This is a genomic window from Cryobacterium frigoriphilum (genome assembly GCF_004403305.1).
Lineage (GTDB): Bacteria > Actinomycetota > Actinomycetes > Actinomycetales > Microbacteriaceae > Cryobacterium > Cryobacterium frigoriphilum.
This window is the reverse complement of sequence record NZ_SOHE01000060.1, coordinates 137,524-150,212: the sequence shown is the minus strand read 5'-3', so window position 1 is coordinate 150,212 and position 12,689 is coordinate 137,524. Positions and strand designations below refer to the sequence as shown.

Genomic DNA, 12,689 nt, shown 5'->3' with positions numbered 1-12,689 from the left:
TTTCGGGCGCGCTCATCGCCGTTGCGGGTCGGAACGTCAGTCGTCGTCGTAGAGGATCGCGATGAGAAGTACGACGGCCGCGGCGAGCACGGGCCACTTCACGATCGACCAGACCAGCTGCGCGGTCTGACCGATGCCGAGGGCGCTGCCGACGGCATCCGTCACCGGACCGGAGACCACCAGAATCAACACCATCACGAGCAGCAGCAGAATCGTGATGACGGTCACCCCCAGCTGCGTCGCGCGCAGCTTCAGAAACGGGCGGCCCTCGTCGATCTCGTAGATGCGGTTCATGGCCCGGCTGAAGGCACCCACATATCCGGATGCCGACCAGATCGCCACGAGAACACCCATGACGAGCGCGACTCCGGCCGCGGGCGAGTCACTGAACTGTTCGAGTGGTCCGCGAATGAGGTCGACGGTCGATCCGGGGGCCACGGACTGCACAATCGACAGCAGCGCGTCGACGGATGCCGGCCCCTGCCCGATCACGCCGAGCAGCGAGACGAGCGCGATGAGGGCCGGAAAGATCGACAGCACCGCGAAATAGGTGAGGGCGGCCGCGAGGTCGGTGCACTGGTCAGAGGTGAATTCGTGCACGGTCTTGCGCAGCACGTATTTCCATGAGGTGGGTGAGACCTCGGTCGGCGAGTCCGGCTTGCGAGGGTCGTCAGGGGCGGGAGCAGAGACGAGGTTCTGGCTCGTTCCGGAGTCGGCCATCGGGCTCTCCTTGTCTGGGTATTCGGGGGGCGCATCGGGCGCATGTGCCCCGCCAACCCGAATTCACGGATCAGCGGGGCACAACAGTCGGCGTGCTGACTTAGAGCTGCACGTCATTCGCCGAGCGGTGGGCCTGGGCCTTCACGGCGTCGGACGCATCCGTCGCCTCGCTCGTGACGGTGTCGACCGCGTCAGCGGCGGCATCCTTCACTGCCGCGGCCGCGTTCTGAGCGGGCTCCCGCAGGGAGTCCCCCACCGACTTGGCTGCCCCCACGGCCTCATCGACGAGGGGCGCGGCGGCATCCTTGATCTGGGCCGCCATCCGCTGTTCCGAGGCGCTGGCCGGAACCAGGGACGCCGCGAGCCAGCCGATTCCAAAAGCAATCAAGCCCACCGCCATCGGGTTGCCCTTGGCCTGCTGCACCGCCGTGTGCGGCAGCTCGCCCACGGCGTCGGAGGCGTCGGACGCGTCGGACGCGTCGGACGCCGAGCCCATCACACGGTCGGACACGGAGCCGAGCGCGGACCGGATCTTGCCCGTCTGACGCTGGATGATCTTCGACGGGGTGACCTTGTCGGCCAGAGCGTCGACGTCGGAGCCGAGTTCGCGGCGGGTGCGTTCGATCTCCCGACGAATCTGGTCAGGATCCTTCGAGCCGGTGCCGGATTCGCTGTTGGTGCCGGCAACCGCCATGGCCTCGAGGTCGTCGCTGCTCAGGTCGCGGTAGTCGTCGTGGGCCGTGCGCGCGGGGCGCGGGGCTGCCGGGTAGGCGGGGTCCGTGAAATCGGCGCGGTCAGTCATTGGGTGTCCTCATTTCGGCTCGGGTTGTCAGAACGGGTCAGTGTTTCGGGGATCTTTTTCAGTGATTCAGCCGTCTGCGGTACTCCGCGGACGGCCTTCAGCTCGCGGCGTCCGCTGGCATAGAGGATGCCGCCGATCGCCGCCCACAGCACGGCCACAATCACCGCGGACCAGCCATTGCCGACCAGGTAGCCGAGCCCCCACCAGAGGGCGATCGACAGGAACAGCACGGCCATCAATCCGGCATACCCGGCACCGCCGAGAAACCCGGCGCCCTTGCCGGCGCGCGTCGCGGACTGGGTCAGTTCGGCCTTGGCCAGCTCGAGTTCCTGGCGCATCAGGGTCGACAGGTCGCGGCTGACTTCCCCCAGCAGGTCGCCGAGAGAGGTGTCGGCGGCCCGTTGCTCTGATGTCGCCTGGTGTTCGGCGGGTGCGCGGTGTTCAGACGTAGCGCGTGCGGAGGTGGCGTGTTCGCCGCTCATCGGTCGCTGCCCAGGCCATCGACACCGCGATAAGCGGTGCCGGTGCTCTGGCCGTCGCCGCGCTGAAAGTCGGGATCAGCGCTGAGGTCGTCGGCGCCGCGCCCGCTGGTGCCAAGGCCGCTGGTGCCAAGGCCTGCCGCACCGAGGGTGCCGGCCGGCTGCTGCGCCGAGCGCACAGCGTCACGCGTCGTGTCGTGATGCGCCCCCGCACTGCCGGAGTCGCCGGCGTCGTTGCTGCTCACGACCGAGCGGGTCAGACGACCGGCGAGCACGCCTGCGGCTGCTGCGAGGGCAATGAACGTTCCTGGTTTGCGTCGGGCGAACGTGCGCACTTCCTGCAACAAAGAACCCGGGTCGCGGGCATCGAGCCAGCTGGCGGCGGTGCCGGCTCGCCGGGCGGCCTGCTGCACGAGGTCGCTGGCGACGCCGCTCTCCCCGTTGTCGGCGGACGAGCGGACCATGCCGGTCAGCTCGTCGCTGATCGAGCGCAGGCCGGAGGCCACGCGGGCCTGTTGCTGGGCGGCCTGGTCGCTGAGCTGGGTGCGGGCCTCGGCGAGCACATCGGAGGCCTGTTTCTTAGCCTCGGAGGCCACCCGATGCGCTTCGTCTTTCGAGACATCGGCGACGTGGTGACCGGCAGCTGCGGCCTCACCGCCGACACGGGCCGCCTGCTCGCGAGGCGAGGTATCCGCGCTGTCCCCGGGAGGCGCAGAGTGGGGGGTGTAGGTGTTGGACATGGTGCTCCCTTCGTGAAATTTTCTCTGGATTCCACTAAGACGCACAAAGCAGGCACATCGTCACGAAAAAAGTTTCACGAATTTTTGACCTGGGCCGGTTCGAACCGGGTCAGGTCAGCGAAGGCGCGTGGCCTCGTTGTGCTCGACCATCACCCAGGTGGCGCCGTCGTCGGCGCTCATCCAGCCCTCCCAGGTGTAGCCGTCGGGCGTGATCGACGTGAAGTTCCAGCGGATCGGGCGCCCGTCGGTGCGGGTTCCGTCCTGGCGCAGCCCGTTACGGTACGGGGTGGCCACGAGGTGGCAGTACTCCCCCATCGTCGGCGCGACATAGCTCACGCGCCAGAGCCCGGCATAGGGGTCGTACACCCGCAGCGCGGTTGCGACCGTTTCATAGCCCGACGGATGCGTCTCGCTCGGCACGATCTCCACGTCCTGCACCGCACGCCCCTCCAGAATGAACTCGACGAGCCAGGTGAAGTCGCGTTCGACCCATTCGCCGGTTTCCTCGTTGAGGCGGTGGCCCTTGGCGGCCCAGGTTCCGACGAGCTGGCCGAAGCGCCGCATGCGGCCGGGATAGTCGGGGGTGGCGGACGGCGCGACGAGCGCCTCGGCGAATCGGGGGCGCGCGGCGTCGGTCATCCTCCGATTTTACCGGCCCGCGCGTTTCAATCGTGTGAACCCTGTAGCGGGGCGTCAGGTACCGGCGTGGCCCGCTTCGGTGACCGAGACATCCGTCTGGTGAAAGTTTTGGAACGAGCGCGAAGCGGTCGGGCCGCGCTGGTTCTGATAGCGCGAGCTGTATTCGGCCGAACCATACGGGCGCTCGGCCGGTGAGCTCAGGCGGAAGAAGCACATCTGGCCGATCTTCATGCCGGGCCACAGCTTGATCGGCAGCGTCGCCACGTTGCTGAGCTCGAGGGTGACGTGGCCGCTGAAACCCGGGTCGACGAAACCGGCCGTCGAGTGGGTGAGCAGGCCGAGGCGGCCGAGCGAGCTCTTGCCCTCGAGCCGGGCGGCAATGTCGTCTGGCAGGGTGATCTGCTCGTAGGTGGAGCCGAGCACGAACTCGCCCGGGTGCAGAATGAAGGGTTCGCCGGCCTTGGTCTCGATCAGGTGGGTCAGCTCGGGCTGGTCCTCGGCCGGGTCGATATAGGCGTATTTGTGGTTGTCGAACAGCCGAAAATAGCGGTCGAGACGCACATCGATGCTCGAGGGCTGGATCATCTCCGGCAGGAACGGCTCCATCCGAATGCGGTCACGCTGGAGTTCGGCCTTGATATCGCGATCGGAGAGCAGCACGGTGCCAGCCTATCGCCGCGAGCTTGGTATGCTGGCACGGTTCGCAGTTGCCGCTCTGCGGCGCCTGCGGGCATGCGGATGTAGTTCAATGGCAGAACTTCAGCTTCCCAAGCTGATAGCGCGGGTTCGATTCCCGTCATCCGCTCCACTTCCCCCGGTGCGCGACTCGTGGCGCACCCTGTTCACGCCGGCGCAGTTTCTACACTGCGCCGGCGTCTTTAACCTGCGCCCGGCGGCCGGTCAGTCGCCGGCCACGTCGTGCAGGTGGTGCACGATGTCGTGCAGAAAGTACTGCCCGAGGGTCGTCACGGTGAACGACGCCCCGTCGCTGCGGCGGGCAGTGCGGCCCTGGGCGCCGACCGGTACCGCCGCGAAGGCCTCGGCGACGGATGCCGCGGCCGCTTCGAGCTCTCGGCCCACGGTCTCGGGGTCTTGCAGGTCGTAGCGAGCCGCGATCGCCGTGGCGTCCTGGTCCCAGTCGGCCAACTGTGGGTCGTTCTCGTGCAGCGCGCGGCTCAGTCGCTCGTCGAACAGGCGACAGCAGTCACGCACGTGGGCCGCGTATTCCAGGGGCGACCAGGTGTGATCGTTCGGGCGCACCGCGGCATCCGCTCGACCGAGCACCGGAAGCCATGCGGCGGCGTTCCCCCTGATGAGCCCCGGAAGCTCATCGAAAGCGACCGCACCTGCACGCAATCCGCACGCTCCGCAGGGGCGTTCGAGCACCCAGGTCCAGTCAGAAGTGTCGGGAACGATAGCCATGGCCCCATGCTAACTGTCAGGTAACCGCGCTTCGGGCGCATACCGTTGAAAGCAGCAGGGGGCGGAAAGAGGAGACAGATGACGGTTTTGATTGCGGGATGCGGCGACCTCGGCACCGAGGTCGGGCTGCGCCTGGCCGCGCTCGGCCACACCGTCGTCGGACTGCGCCGCGACGCCAGCGTGCTGCCCGCGGCGATCACCGGCCAGTCCGTCGACCTCAGCCTCGAGCAACCCACCGTTCCGGCCGGTACCGACCTCGTGATGATGGCGATCGCCGCTGCCGCCCCCACGCCGGTCGCCTACCGGGCGGCGTACATCGACGGCCTGCGCAACCTGCTCGATGCCCTCGACGCGGCCGGCGTGACCCCGCGACGGTTCGTGCTGGTCTCCTCCACCGCCGTCTACGACGTGAACGACGGCAGCTGGGTCGACGAGCAGACCCCCGCCAATCCGCGGCCCGGCAGCACAGACGAGCTTCTGCTCGAGGCCGAGCGGATGCTGCACTCCCGCCAGCCGGCCGCCACCGTTCTGCGTCTGGGCGGCATTTACGGTCCTGGCCGGGAACGACTGATCCGACAGGTACGCGAGGGCACCGCGACGGTATCCGCCCAGTCCCGACACACGAACCGCATCCACCGTGATGACGCGGCGGCCGCGATCGTGCACCTGCTGCTGCGACGTGAGGCGCCCGCACCGGTCTACCTCGGGGTCGACAACGCTCCCGTCGTGAGCGCCGAGGTGCTCACGTTCGTGGCCGCAGAACTCGGCCTTCCGGCACCGCGGCTGACCGGCGCGGAGAGCCAGCGCGGCGGCGACAAACGCTTGAGCAATGCCCTGCTGCGCAGCACCGGCTTTGAGTTCACCTACCCCAGCTACGTGGAGGGCTACCGCGCCCTGCTCGCCGGCGTCGGCACCCGACACCGGTGATCAACGACCGCATAATCCCTCCACAGGGCGCTGCAAGTGTGGGGTTTACTCATACGTGAGTTTTCTTCTGAGAATGTCGGTGGGTGCGAATACTGGATCACCCCACCAGCCACAGCCGACCCCGCACAGCGACCAATTCACCTGCAGAGCAAATCCGCACTCCACCTCCAGGCACCATTCCACCTCAACGACTGAGCATCTGTCTCCGGCATTCGTCGATAGGCAGCTTGTGGCATAACAGAAAGATACCCCAAGGGGTATACTGGGGCTCGAGTCCACGGATTCTCGCGTCGACTCATCGACAAGAGAAGAGCCGCTATGCCCGACATCACCCCAACCACATCACTGCCGACCGCCCCGTACGCGATGCCCCGCCTGGGCGACCCGGCCCCACACTTCACCGCCGTCACGACGCAGGGCGAGATCAGCTTTCCCGGCGACTACGCGGGCCGCTGGGTGATTCTGTTCAGCCACCCCTCCGACTTCACCCCGGTGTGCACGAGCGAGTTCATGACCTTCGCCGTCATGCAGCCCGAGTTCGCCGAATACAACACCGATCTCGTCGGATTGTCGGTCGACGGACTGTACAGCCACATCGCCTGGCTGCGCACGATCGAAGAGAAGATCACCTTTCGCGGCCACAGCGGCGTGCAGGTCACCTTCCCGCTCATCGACGACCACACCATGAGCATTGCCATGCAGTACGGCATGATCATGCCGGGCGAGCACGCCTCATCCGCCGTGCGCGCGGTGTTCATCATCGACCCGACCGGCACGATTCGCACCATCATCTACTACCCGCTCAGCACCGGCCGCAACTTTGCCGAACTGCTGCGCGTCATCAAGGCGCTGCAGACCGCAGACGCCTTCGACGTGGCCACGCCCGCCGACTGGGTTCCCGGCGAACCCGTCATCGTTCCCCTGCCCGGTTCCTGCGGCACCGCCAAGGAGCGGATGCAGGACTCCACCGACGACACCTCCGACATCGACTGCCAGGACTGGTTCTTCTGCACCAAACCGATCAGTGCGGCCGAGATCGAGGAGACTCTGCGGGTCACCCTCACCACGGCCTCGCTCGCCTCGGCCTGACCAGCCGCGCCGCGCCCGGCCCCCGACCTGCCCCGTACCATTCGACGGTGTTGAGCCCACTTTTCGCGGCAGGTCGCCCGAAACGGATGCTGTCGAGCCCACTCTCCGTCGAATGGTACAGGGGCGGCGCCCCCCGGAGCCGCGCCCAGCGGGTCCGAGGCTCCCAGTAAACTTTCGACATGTCCACACGCCGCTGCCACACCCACCGCACCACCGCGATTTGCGAACGGAGCGTTCTCAATGGCCGATGAGAGCCTGCGGATGCCGTCGGTGCTGTTTCGCGCGGTGTTCGACCTCGGTAACATCACCGCGCTCCCCCCGCGCGCGCTGCCCCGCGGTTTCGAGAACCCGAGCCTCATGGCCGACTGGGACGAAGACCACGCCCTGGGCATCACCGTGGGCTTCGACAGCGGCGAGCTGCACGTCATCATCGAAGACGGGGAGCCGACGTTTCATTTTCACGGCCCGGGCGACGAGGCCGATTCCCCCTGGGGCACGAGCGACACCGCCGCGATCGTCGCCTGGGCGATGCGCCTCACCGCCCTGGTGCGCGAGCTGGAAGACCTCGAGGACACCGTCGACGACGCCGCCGACTGGTACGACAGCGGACTGCTGATCTTCGTGCCGGAGACCGAACCGGTCGCCCTCGAACTCATCGAGGTACTCATCACCGGTGAACTGATGACCCTGCCGTGGCTGGGATCCGGCGAGATCGAGCACGCCCACGGCGATGACGAAAATCACAGTATCGCCCTGCTGTGGAACCCCGACGGCCCCGAAGAAGACCGCATCATCGCCACCGCCTCAGAAGACCTCGAGACCGGAGCGATTCTCGTCACCGCGTCGGCCGGGGTCGACTGGGCGGCCGTCGGCCTCGAGGCCGCCGAGGTGCTGCACTGGTTCGAGGCGTTCTACGAGAACCACCACTCCTCGCTGAGCCCAGAGGAGCAGATCATGCAGAAGGTACTCGAACGCATCGGCGGCCTGAGCTAGCGCGCTTTACCGCACCGGCCAGGTACCGTCGATCACGATCTGGTCGTCGGCCTTCGAGCGGCGCAGGTAGGACTGCAGGCTCGCGGCCTGCTCGGCCGCCCAGACCACCTGACGGGCGTGCAGCGCCTGCAGCTCGAGCTCCTCGGACTTCGCCAGCACGGCCCAGCAGACCCGGCCGGTGGCCACGGCATCCGCTTCGGCATCGTGGGCGCCCTCGAGCGTGACGCCGTAGAACTCACTCGTCACGATGAGGGTGCGCTTGCCCTTGCGGTACTTGTCGATGGCCTTGTCGATCACGTAGGGGTCAAGAACCGGACCGAAGTCCTCAATCGGTTCGAGCCCGTAGCGGCGGGCCTCCGCGTTGAGCATCGACAGGTCGAAGCTCGCGTTGTACGCCACGATCGGCCGACCGGCCGCGATGCTGCGACGCAGCACCACGAGCATCTCGGCAATCGCCGCTGCGGGGTCTGTGCCGTCGCGCTGCGCCACCTCATCGGTGATGCCGTGAATGGCCGAGGCCCCTTCTGGAATGGGCACGCCGGGATTGACGAGCCAGCTGTACGAGCCGTTCACCTGGCCGTCGCGCATGATGCGGCCAATGAACGAGGTGACGATGCGGTCTTCGTCGGTGTCGACTCCGGTGGTTTCGAGGTCGAAGACGCACAGGGAGGGAACGTCGGCGATCAGGGTCGACGCGTTCAGGTTGACGGCGGTTGTCATGTCTTCTCTTCCAGCTACCGGCGTCGGCACCGGCTCGCCCCCAAGCTACCCGATGCGACTGACACGGATCCTCACCGTGCGCAGCGTGTCCTCCGGCACGTGCGCGGCCACGAAGTCGTGAACCACGTCAAACACCCGTCGACAGGTGTCCGCGGCCGGGTGATTCTCACTCACGGCGAGGCTCACCCAGATGGTCAGGCCGTCACCCGACGACGAGACCACCACCGGTTCAGGGGCGCCACGCCCGGTGAGCCGCATCGCGACGCTCGTCACCGCAGCGACCGGCGTCGGCCGCGCGTCATACAGGTCGGTGACCCCGTCGATCTCGCGCACGATCCGGCCGAGATTCTCTACGAGTTCCTGCGGCACCGATTCGCCGGGCATCAGCTGTTCTCCTGTCCCGTGCGCCGCAGGTGCACGTCGGTGACGGTCACATCAACGGCCACAATGTTGAGTTCCGTGTGCAACAGCAGCGCCGACTCGATCGCCGTTCGAATGTGATCAGCGGTCGCTCGGATGCGTTCGCCCCAGAACACGCTCGCCTCGACGGCCACGGTGATCGGCGAGCCCGGCTCCGTCACGTCACCCTCGAGCCGGCAGGCGCCGATCAGGGTTCCCGAGACCGCGTCGCCGGCCGCCCGCACGAGGCCGCGAACGGCCCCCTCCGAGATGCTCAAATCGGCGATCGATGACGGATGCGCCAACGGAATCGATCGCCCGGCCCGCGACTCACTGTGGATATTCGCGAGAATCGTGGCGACCCATCCGTCATCGCGAGCGGGTTCTGCGGCCACGTCGTCGGCCAGCAGCTCCCTCGTCAACCGACGAAACCGCACCAGCGCGTCGAGGGTCAGCTGATGATCCGGCGAACCGTCGAGCAGTTCCCGAGGCGGATCTTCACCGCGGTCAAGATAGTCGTTGAGCACCTCGATGAGGTCACCCGAATCGTTGGTCACCTCGGGTTCGGAGCCGGAGCGGTCAACGGAGCGGTCGGGAGTGTCGTCTGAGCTCGTCATCGCCAGCCCTCCATTTCCTCTACCAGTTTGCGCCTGGCCCGGGCCAAGAGCCCACGAACCGTCGACGGCGGAATGCTCAGCTGCTCACCGATCTCCTCGTAGCTGTGCCCGCCAACCTCACGCAACAGCCAACTCTGTCGCTGCGTCGGCGTCAAACCGGCCAACGCCTGGGTGAGCCGCTCTCGCTGCGACGCGACCTCCACGCGGTGCGCCGGAGACTGCGATGTCGGGGCCTCCGCATCCCAGTCGTGCAGGGGCTCGTCGTTCTTACGCAAGCGGATGCGGTCAATCGCCTTGCGGCTCGCAATGCGCATCAGCCAGGCTCGAACGGAATTGCCGTCTTTCAGCGTGGGCAATTGTTCCCACGCGACGATGAAGCTCTCCTGCACGATGTCATCCGACTCGCTCGTGCCGCCCATCATGCGGGTGGCGTAGGCGCGCATCAACGGGCCATGGCGCCGCACCAGCACTTCGAAGGCGCGCGGATCGCCATCCGCCGCCCGACTGGCGAGGATCCCGTCGGGTGCGTTGTCGAGCGAGCGCGGCAGGGATCCCGGGGGGTCGAGCGGCCGCGGAACGGAGCGATCAGACAGGGACATTCGGGTGCCGTTCACTAATTGTTGACCCAGTTGCGTGACGAATCAGGGTGACGACACGTCTCACTTGTAACCATCCGAAGTGACTATGCCATGGTCCCTTCCGATTTGCCAGCCACGCCACGACCGACCCAAGGAGCCCTCATGGCCAGCACCGAGCCCACCGCCCTCGCTTCAAGCACCACCTCCGAGATCGGGGCGGGCACCGGAAAGACCGTCATCCACGACAGCGTGGTCTCCAAGATCGCCGGCATCGCGGCGCGCGAAGTCACCGGCGTCTACGCGCTCGGCGGGGGCGCCGCTCGGGCCCTCGGTGCCATCCGCAATGCGATCAGCTCAACCGATCTGTCTCAGGGCGTCAGCGTCGAGGTCGGTGAAACCCAGGTGGCCGTCGACATCTCCCTGGTCGCCGAATACCCGATCGAGCTGCAAAAGGTCGCCGACGACGTGCGCTTCGCCGTCATCACCGCGATCGAAAGCCTCGTCGGCATGCAGGTCACCGAGGTCAACGTGACCGTGAACGATGTGCACATCCCGAGCGACGACGACAGCACCGACCCCGCAGAGGCACGGGTCCAATGACGCCGCCGCACACCATGACGGTGCTCGGCATCGTGATCGGCGGCACCCTGGCGCTGACCTGGGCCGTGCTGGGGTTCTGGGCGTGCGCCTTCGTTGCCCTCTTCATGCTCATCGGCGGCCTCGTCGGACGCGTCGTCGACGGACGCCTGGATGTCACGGCGCTCGTCGACGCATTTCGAGGCAAGCGCAGTTCATCGTGACCGCCGTGACCGCGAGCGACCTGCGCGGCCGCACCCACATCACGTCGCGAGCCCTGACCCGGCTCATCAGGGTGCTGAGCGCCGAGGCCCTGACGGTCTCGGCCGACCAGGTGACGGTCGGGCTGACGGATGCCGCCGGCCGGCTGGCCGTGCACGTGCGGGCCCCGATCGGCATCACCTCGCTGTCCGCGACGCGATCGTGGCCTGACCCGCACTCCGACGGCACGGTTCTGCAGCGCACCGAACGCGCCCGGCAACACATCCGACTCGAAACCGGCCGCCTCACCGGCACCGACGTTGCCCACGTCATCGTCCAGGTCAGCGGCGCCACCATCAACCCCGAGGGGCGGAGACTGCTGTGAAGACCGCCCCCGCAACACCTGCCATGACTCCGGCCGCGCGCGACCGCCGGGTGCTGCGGCGCGAAACCCACTCGTCGCGATCCGGCCTCGCCATCACGGTCGCGTTACTCATCATCGTGGTGTGCCTGATCGTGGGAACCGAGATGGTGCTGCAGCTCCTCGGCCGCGCCCCGCTGCTGTTCTCGCCGACGGATGCCGCACGCACGGCGGCAGCCCCGGCCAGCGACCTGCGCCGGGTCATGGTCCCGCTTGGCATCGGGGTGGCCCTTGTCGGACTGCTCCTGCTGCTCGCCGCGGTGCTGCCCGGCCGTCGCACCAGGCACGGCCTGTCCACCGACCGGCTGGCCGTGGTGGTCGACGACGAGGTGATCGCATCCGCTCTCGCCCGCAGCGCAGCGATCGCCGCCGGCGTCGCGCCCGACGCGGTGCGCGTCACGGTCGGTCGGCGATCCGCGCAGGTTCGACTGACGCCAACCTCGGGAATTCGCGTCGACGAGGCTCGGGTCACCGAGGCCGCCGTCTCGGCGCTTGAACGCGTGGGGCCGCGGCCCAGCATCCGCCCCCGCCTCCTCGTCGCCCCAACGGGCCGAGTCGGCTCGTGACCACCACGAACCGAGCCCTGAATCGGCTGCTGCTCGCGTTCAGCGGACTGCTGTTGCTTCTCGCGGGATCGAGCGCAACGCTCGTCGCAAGCGTTCCGGCCGCACTGCAGCTCTGGCGGTCGGGCGCGGCGTTCGCGATCGTCGAAACCGAGACACTGCTGTCAGCGATCCCCGTGGCCGCGACCGGCGACAGCTGGGCCGGGGTCGCAGTCGTGGCGCTCATGGCCGCGCTCATCGGGGCGCTGGTGGCTTTCACCGTGCGGCAGGGGCGCGGGCGCACCCGGACGCTGGTGAACACACCGCAGACCGACCAGGGACGCACCCGCATCGACGCGGCCTTCGCCGAACAGGCACTCGAACAATCTCTGGCCGGTCAGAGCGATTTTCTGGGCCTGCACACCTCGACATATCGCGTAAATGGCGCTTCAATGCTCAAAGTATCGGTGGTGGCGAGGCGCGGCACGGCACCGCGTGACGTCATCGATGCAGTGCACCAATCCGTTCGAGGCCTCGACCGGGTCCTCGGCACTGAGATCCCCGTGCTCCTGCACATCGGCGGCGGCTTCCGCAGCCGCCTCGCAGGGCCAACCCACATAAGGAGAACAACCGCATGAGTGCATCAGACAAGATTCGCAACGCCGCGCAGGACCTCACCGGCAAGGCCAAGGAAGCGCTGGGCAAGACCACCAATGACGATTCGTTGGTCGCTGAGGGCAAGGGCGATCAGGCCGGCGCCCACGTCAAGAAGGCCGGCGAGAACGTGAAGGATGCCGCCAAGGACACCTTCAAGGAGTAGCGCG

The 12,689-nt window shown here is 67.4% G+C and carries 20 protein-coding genes and 1 tRNA gene; 10 read left to right on the top strand and 11 right to left on the bottom strand.

Annotation, left to right across the window (positions count from 1 at the left end; translation table 11 throughout):
• Window positions 1-36: 36 nt before the first annotated feature.
• From E3T55_RS14880 to dcd, 6 genes are all read right to left on the bottom strand, one after another.
• The gene (locus tag E3T55_RS14880) at window positions 37-720 is read right to left on the bottom strand and encodes a YihY/virulence factor BrkB family protein (protein ID WP_134520332.1); all 684 of its coding nucleotides are present in this window, start codon (window positions 718-720) and stop codon (window positions 37-39) included.
• Between the two features lie 100 nt (window positions 721-820).
• Complete coding sequence (locus E3T55_RS14875; RefSeq protein WP_241993081.1) at window positions 821-1,522, bottom strand: DUF3618 domain-containing protein; 702 nt, start codon at window positions 1,520-1,522, stop codon at window positions 821-823.
• Entirely contained in the window at window positions 1,519-2,004 is a 486-nt protein-coding gene (locus E3T55_RS14870) for a phage holin family protein (protein ID WP_134520331.1), read from the bottom strand. The genes E3T55_RS14875 and E3T55_RS14870 overlap by 4 nt, the downstream gene beginning before the upstream one ends.
• A complete protein-coding gene (locus E3T55_RS14865; RefSeq protein ID WP_134520330.1) occupies window positions 2,001-2,741 on the bottom strand; it encodes a hypothetical protein in 741 nt (246 codons plus the stop codon). Before E3T55_RS14865 ends, E3T55_RS14870 begins: the two co-directional genes overlap by 4 nt.
• A gap of 114 nt (window positions 2,742-2,855) precedes the next feature.
• On the bottom strand, window positions 2,856-3,380 hold the full coding sequence (locus E3T55_RS14860) for a hypothetical protein (RefSeq protein WP_134520329.1): 525 nt from the start codon (window positions 3,378-3,380) through the stop codon (window positions 2,856-2,858).
• A gap of 54 nt (window positions 3,381-3,434) precedes the next feature.
• A complete protein-coding gene (gene dcd / locus E3T55_RS14855) occupies window positions 3,435-4,040 on the bottom strand; it encodes a dCTP deaminase (protein ID WP_134520328.1) in 606 nt (201 codons plus the stop codon).
• 74 nt (window positions 4,041-4,114) lie between these two features.
• Here dcd and E3T55_RS14850 point away from each other — a divergent pair.
• A tRNA-Gly gene (locus E3T55_RS14850) sits at window positions 4,115-4,188 on the top strand.
• A 92-nt stretch (window positions 4,189-4,280) separates the two neighbouring features.
• Here the strand turns inward: E3T55_RS14850 and E3T55_RS14845 are convergent.
• Window positions 4,281-4,802, bottom strand: a complete 522-nt coding sequence (locus E3T55_RS14845) for a DinB family protein (RefSeq protein WP_134520327.1) — start codon at window positions 4,800-4,802, stop codon at window positions 4,281-4,283.
• Window positions 4,803-4,880: 78 nt separating this feature from the next.
• Here E3T55_RS14845 and E3T55_RS14840 point away from each other — a divergent pair, with 78 nt between their 5' ends.
• From E3T55_RS14840 to E3T55_RS14830, 3 genes are all read left to right on the top strand, one after another.
• Window positions 4,881-5,729 carry an NAD(P)H-binding protein gene (locus E3T55_RS14840; protein ID WP_134520326.1) on the top strand — a complete coding sequence of 283 codons (849 nt, stop codon included), beginning with the start codon at window positions 4,881-4,883 and terminating at the stop codon, window positions 5,727-5,729.
• A gap of 318 nt (window positions 5,730-6,047) precedes the next feature.
• The gene (locus tag E3T55_RS14835) at window positions 6,048-6,818 is read left to right on the top strand and encodes a peroxiredoxin (RefSeq protein WP_198418578.1); all 771 of its coding nucleotides are present in this window, start codon (window positions 6,048-6,050) and stop codon (window positions 6,816-6,818) included.
• 240 nt (window positions 6,819-7,058) lie between these two features.
• The gene (locus E3T55_RS14830; RefSeq protein ID WP_134520325.1) at window positions 7,059-7,811 is read left to right on the top strand and encodes a hypothetical protein; all 753 of its coding nucleotides are present in this window, start codon (window positions 7,059-7,061) and stop codon (window positions 7,809-7,811) included.
• A gap of 6 nt (window positions 7,812-7,817) precedes the next feature.
• Here the strand turns inward: E3T55_RS14830 and E3T55_RS14825 are convergent, their stop codons facing one another.
• The 4 genes from E3T55_RS14825 to E3T55_RS14810 are packed head-to-tail and all read right to left on the bottom strand — an operon-like array spanning window position 7,818 to window position 10,161.
• Window positions 7,818-8,531 carry an exonuclease domain-containing protein gene (locus E3T55_RS14825; RefSeq protein WP_134520324.1) on the bottom strand — a complete coding sequence of 238 codons (714 nt, stop codon included), beginning with the start codon at window positions 8,529-8,531 and terminating at the stop codon, window positions 7,818-7,820.
• Between the two features lie 45 nt (window positions 8,532-8,576).
• A complete protein-coding gene (locus E3T55_RS14820; RefSeq protein ID WP_134520323.1) occupies window positions 8,577-8,915 on the bottom strand; it encodes a hypothetical protein in 339 nt (112 codons plus the stop codon).
• On the bottom strand, window positions 8,915-9,547 hold the full coding sequence (locus tag E3T55_RS14815; protein WP_241993080.1) for a hypothetical protein: 633 nt from the start codon (window positions 9,545-9,547) through the stop codon (window positions 8,915-8,917). Before E3T55_RS14815 ends, E3T55_RS14820 begins: the two co-directional genes overlap by 1 nt.
• Complete coding sequence (locus E3T55_RS14810) at window positions 9,544-10,161, bottom strand: RNA polymerase sigma factor (RefSeq protein WP_241993079.1); 618 nt, start codon at window positions 10,159-10,161, stop codon at window positions 9,544-9,546. Before E3T55_RS14810 ends, E3T55_RS14815 begins: the two co-directional genes overlap by 4 nt.
• A gap of 126 nt (window positions 10,162-10,287) precedes the next feature.
• Between E3T55_RS14810 and E3T55_RS14805 the strand changes: the two genes are divergently transcribed.
• The 6 genes from E3T55_RS14805 to E3T55_RS14780 are packed head-to-tail and all read left to right on the top strand — an operon-like array spanning window position 10,288 to window position 12,685.
• Window positions 10,288-10,725 (top strand): Asp23/Gls24 family envelope stress response protein, encoded by a 438-nt coding sequence (locus E3T55_RS14805; RefSeq protein ID WP_134520322.1) that lies wholly within the window; start codon window positions 10,288-10,290, stop codon window positions 10,723-10,725.
• Window positions 10,722-10,925, top strand: coding sequence for a DUF2273 domain-containing protein (locus E3T55_RS14800; RefSeq protein WP_134520321.1), 204 nt, complete (start codon window positions 10,722-10,724; stop codon window positions 10,923-10,925). The genes E3T55_RS14805 and E3T55_RS14800 overlap by 4 nt, the downstream gene beginning before the upstream one ends.
• Entirely contained in the window at window positions 10,922-11,287 is a 366-nt protein-coding gene (locus tag E3T55_RS14795) for a hypothetical protein (RefSeq protein WP_134520320.1), read from the top strand. The genes E3T55_RS14800 and E3T55_RS14795 overlap by 4 nt, the downstream gene beginning before the upstream one ends.
• Window positions 11,284-11,889: a DUF6286 domain-containing protein gene (locus E3T55_RS14790; protein ID WP_134520319.1), complete on the top strand. Its 606-nt coding sequence runs from the start codon at window positions 11,284-11,286 to the stop codon at window positions 11,887-11,889. The genes E3T55_RS14795 and E3T55_RS14790 overlap by 4 nt, the downstream gene beginning before the upstream one ends.
• Window positions 11,886-12,503: a hypothetical protein gene (locus E3T55_RS14785; protein ID WP_134520318.1), complete on the top strand. Its 618-nt coding sequence runs from the start codon at window positions 11,886-11,888 to the stop codon at window positions 12,501-12,503. The genes E3T55_RS14790 and E3T55_RS14785 overlap by 4 nt, the downstream gene beginning before the upstream one ends.
• A complete protein-coding gene (locus tag E3T55_RS14780) occupies window positions 12,500-12,685 on the top strand; it encodes a CsbD family protein (protein WP_134520317.1) in 186 nt (61 codons plus the stop codon). The genes E3T55_RS14785 and E3T55_RS14780 overlap by 4 nt, the downstream gene beginning before the upstream one ends.
• The last annotated feature ends 4 nt before the right edge of the window (window positions 12,686-12,689 follow it).

What these genes read in the sequence shown, in the direction of transcription:
- E3T55_RS14880 (WP_134520332.1), bottom strand. Translation starts at nt 720, where the DNA reads ATGGCCGACTCCGGAACGAGCCAGAACCTCGTCTCTGCTCCCGCCCCT.
- E3T55_RS14875 (WP_241993081.1), bottom strand. Translation starts at nt 1,522, where the DNA reads ATGACTGACCGCGCCGATTTCACGGACCCCGCCTACCCGGCAGCCCCG.
- E3T55_RS14870 (WP_134520331.1), bottom strand. Translation starts at nt 2,004, where the DNA reads ATGAGCGGCGAACACGCCACCTCCGCACGCGCTACGTCTGAACACCGC.
- E3T55_RS14865 (WP_134520330.1), bottom strand. Translation starts at nt 2,741, where the DNA reads ATGTCCAACACCTACACCCCCCACTCTGCGCCTCCCGGGGACAGCGCG.
- E3T55_RS14860 (WP_134520329.1), bottom strand. Translation starts at nt 3,380, where the DNA reads ATGACCGACGCCGCGCGCCCCCGATTCGCCGAGGCGCTCGTCGCGCCG.
- E3T55_RS14845 (WP_134520327.1), bottom strand. Translation starts at nt 4,802, where the DNA reads ATGGCTATCGTTCCCGACACTTCTGACTGGACCTGGGTGCTCGAACGC.
- E3T55_RS14840 (WP_134520326.1), top strand. Translation starts at nt 4,881, where the DNA reads ATGACGGTTTTGATTGCGGGATGCGGCGACCTCGGCACCGAGGTCGGG.
- E3T55_RS14835 (WP_198418578.1), top strand. Translation starts at nt 6,048, where the DNA reads ATGCCCGACATCACCCCAACCACATCACTGCCGACCGCCCCGTACGCG.
- E3T55_RS14830 (WP_134520325.1), top strand. Translation starts at nt 7,059, where the DNA reads ATGGCCGATGAGAGCCTGCGGATGCCGTCGGTGCTGTTTCGCGCGGTG.
- E3T55_RS14825 (WP_134520324.1), bottom strand. Translation starts at nt 8,531, where the DNA reads ATGACAACCGCCGTCAACCTGAACGCGTCGACCCTGATCGCCGACGTT.
- E3T55_RS14820 (WP_134520323.1), bottom strand. Translation starts at nt 8,915, where the DNA reads ATGCCCGGCGAATCGGTGCCGCAGGAACTCGTAGAGAATCTCGGCCGG.
- E3T55_RS14815 (WP_241993080.1), bottom strand. Translation starts at nt 9,547, where the DNA reads ATGACGAGCTCAGACGACACTCCCGACCGCTCCGTTGACCGCTCCGGC.
- E3T55_RS14805 (WP_134520322.1), top strand. Translation starts at nt 10,288, where the DNA reads ATGGCCAGCACCGAGCCCACCGCCCTCGCTTCAAGCACCACCTCCGAG.
- E3T55_RS14800 (WP_134520321.1), top strand. Translation starts at nt 10,722, where the DNA reads ATGACGCCGCCGCACACCATGACGGTGCTCGGCATCGTGATCGGCGGC.
- E3T55_RS14780 (WP_134520317.1), top strand. Translation starts at nt 12,500, where the DNA reads ATGAGTGCATCAGACAAGATTCGCAACGCCGCGCAGGACCTCACCGGC.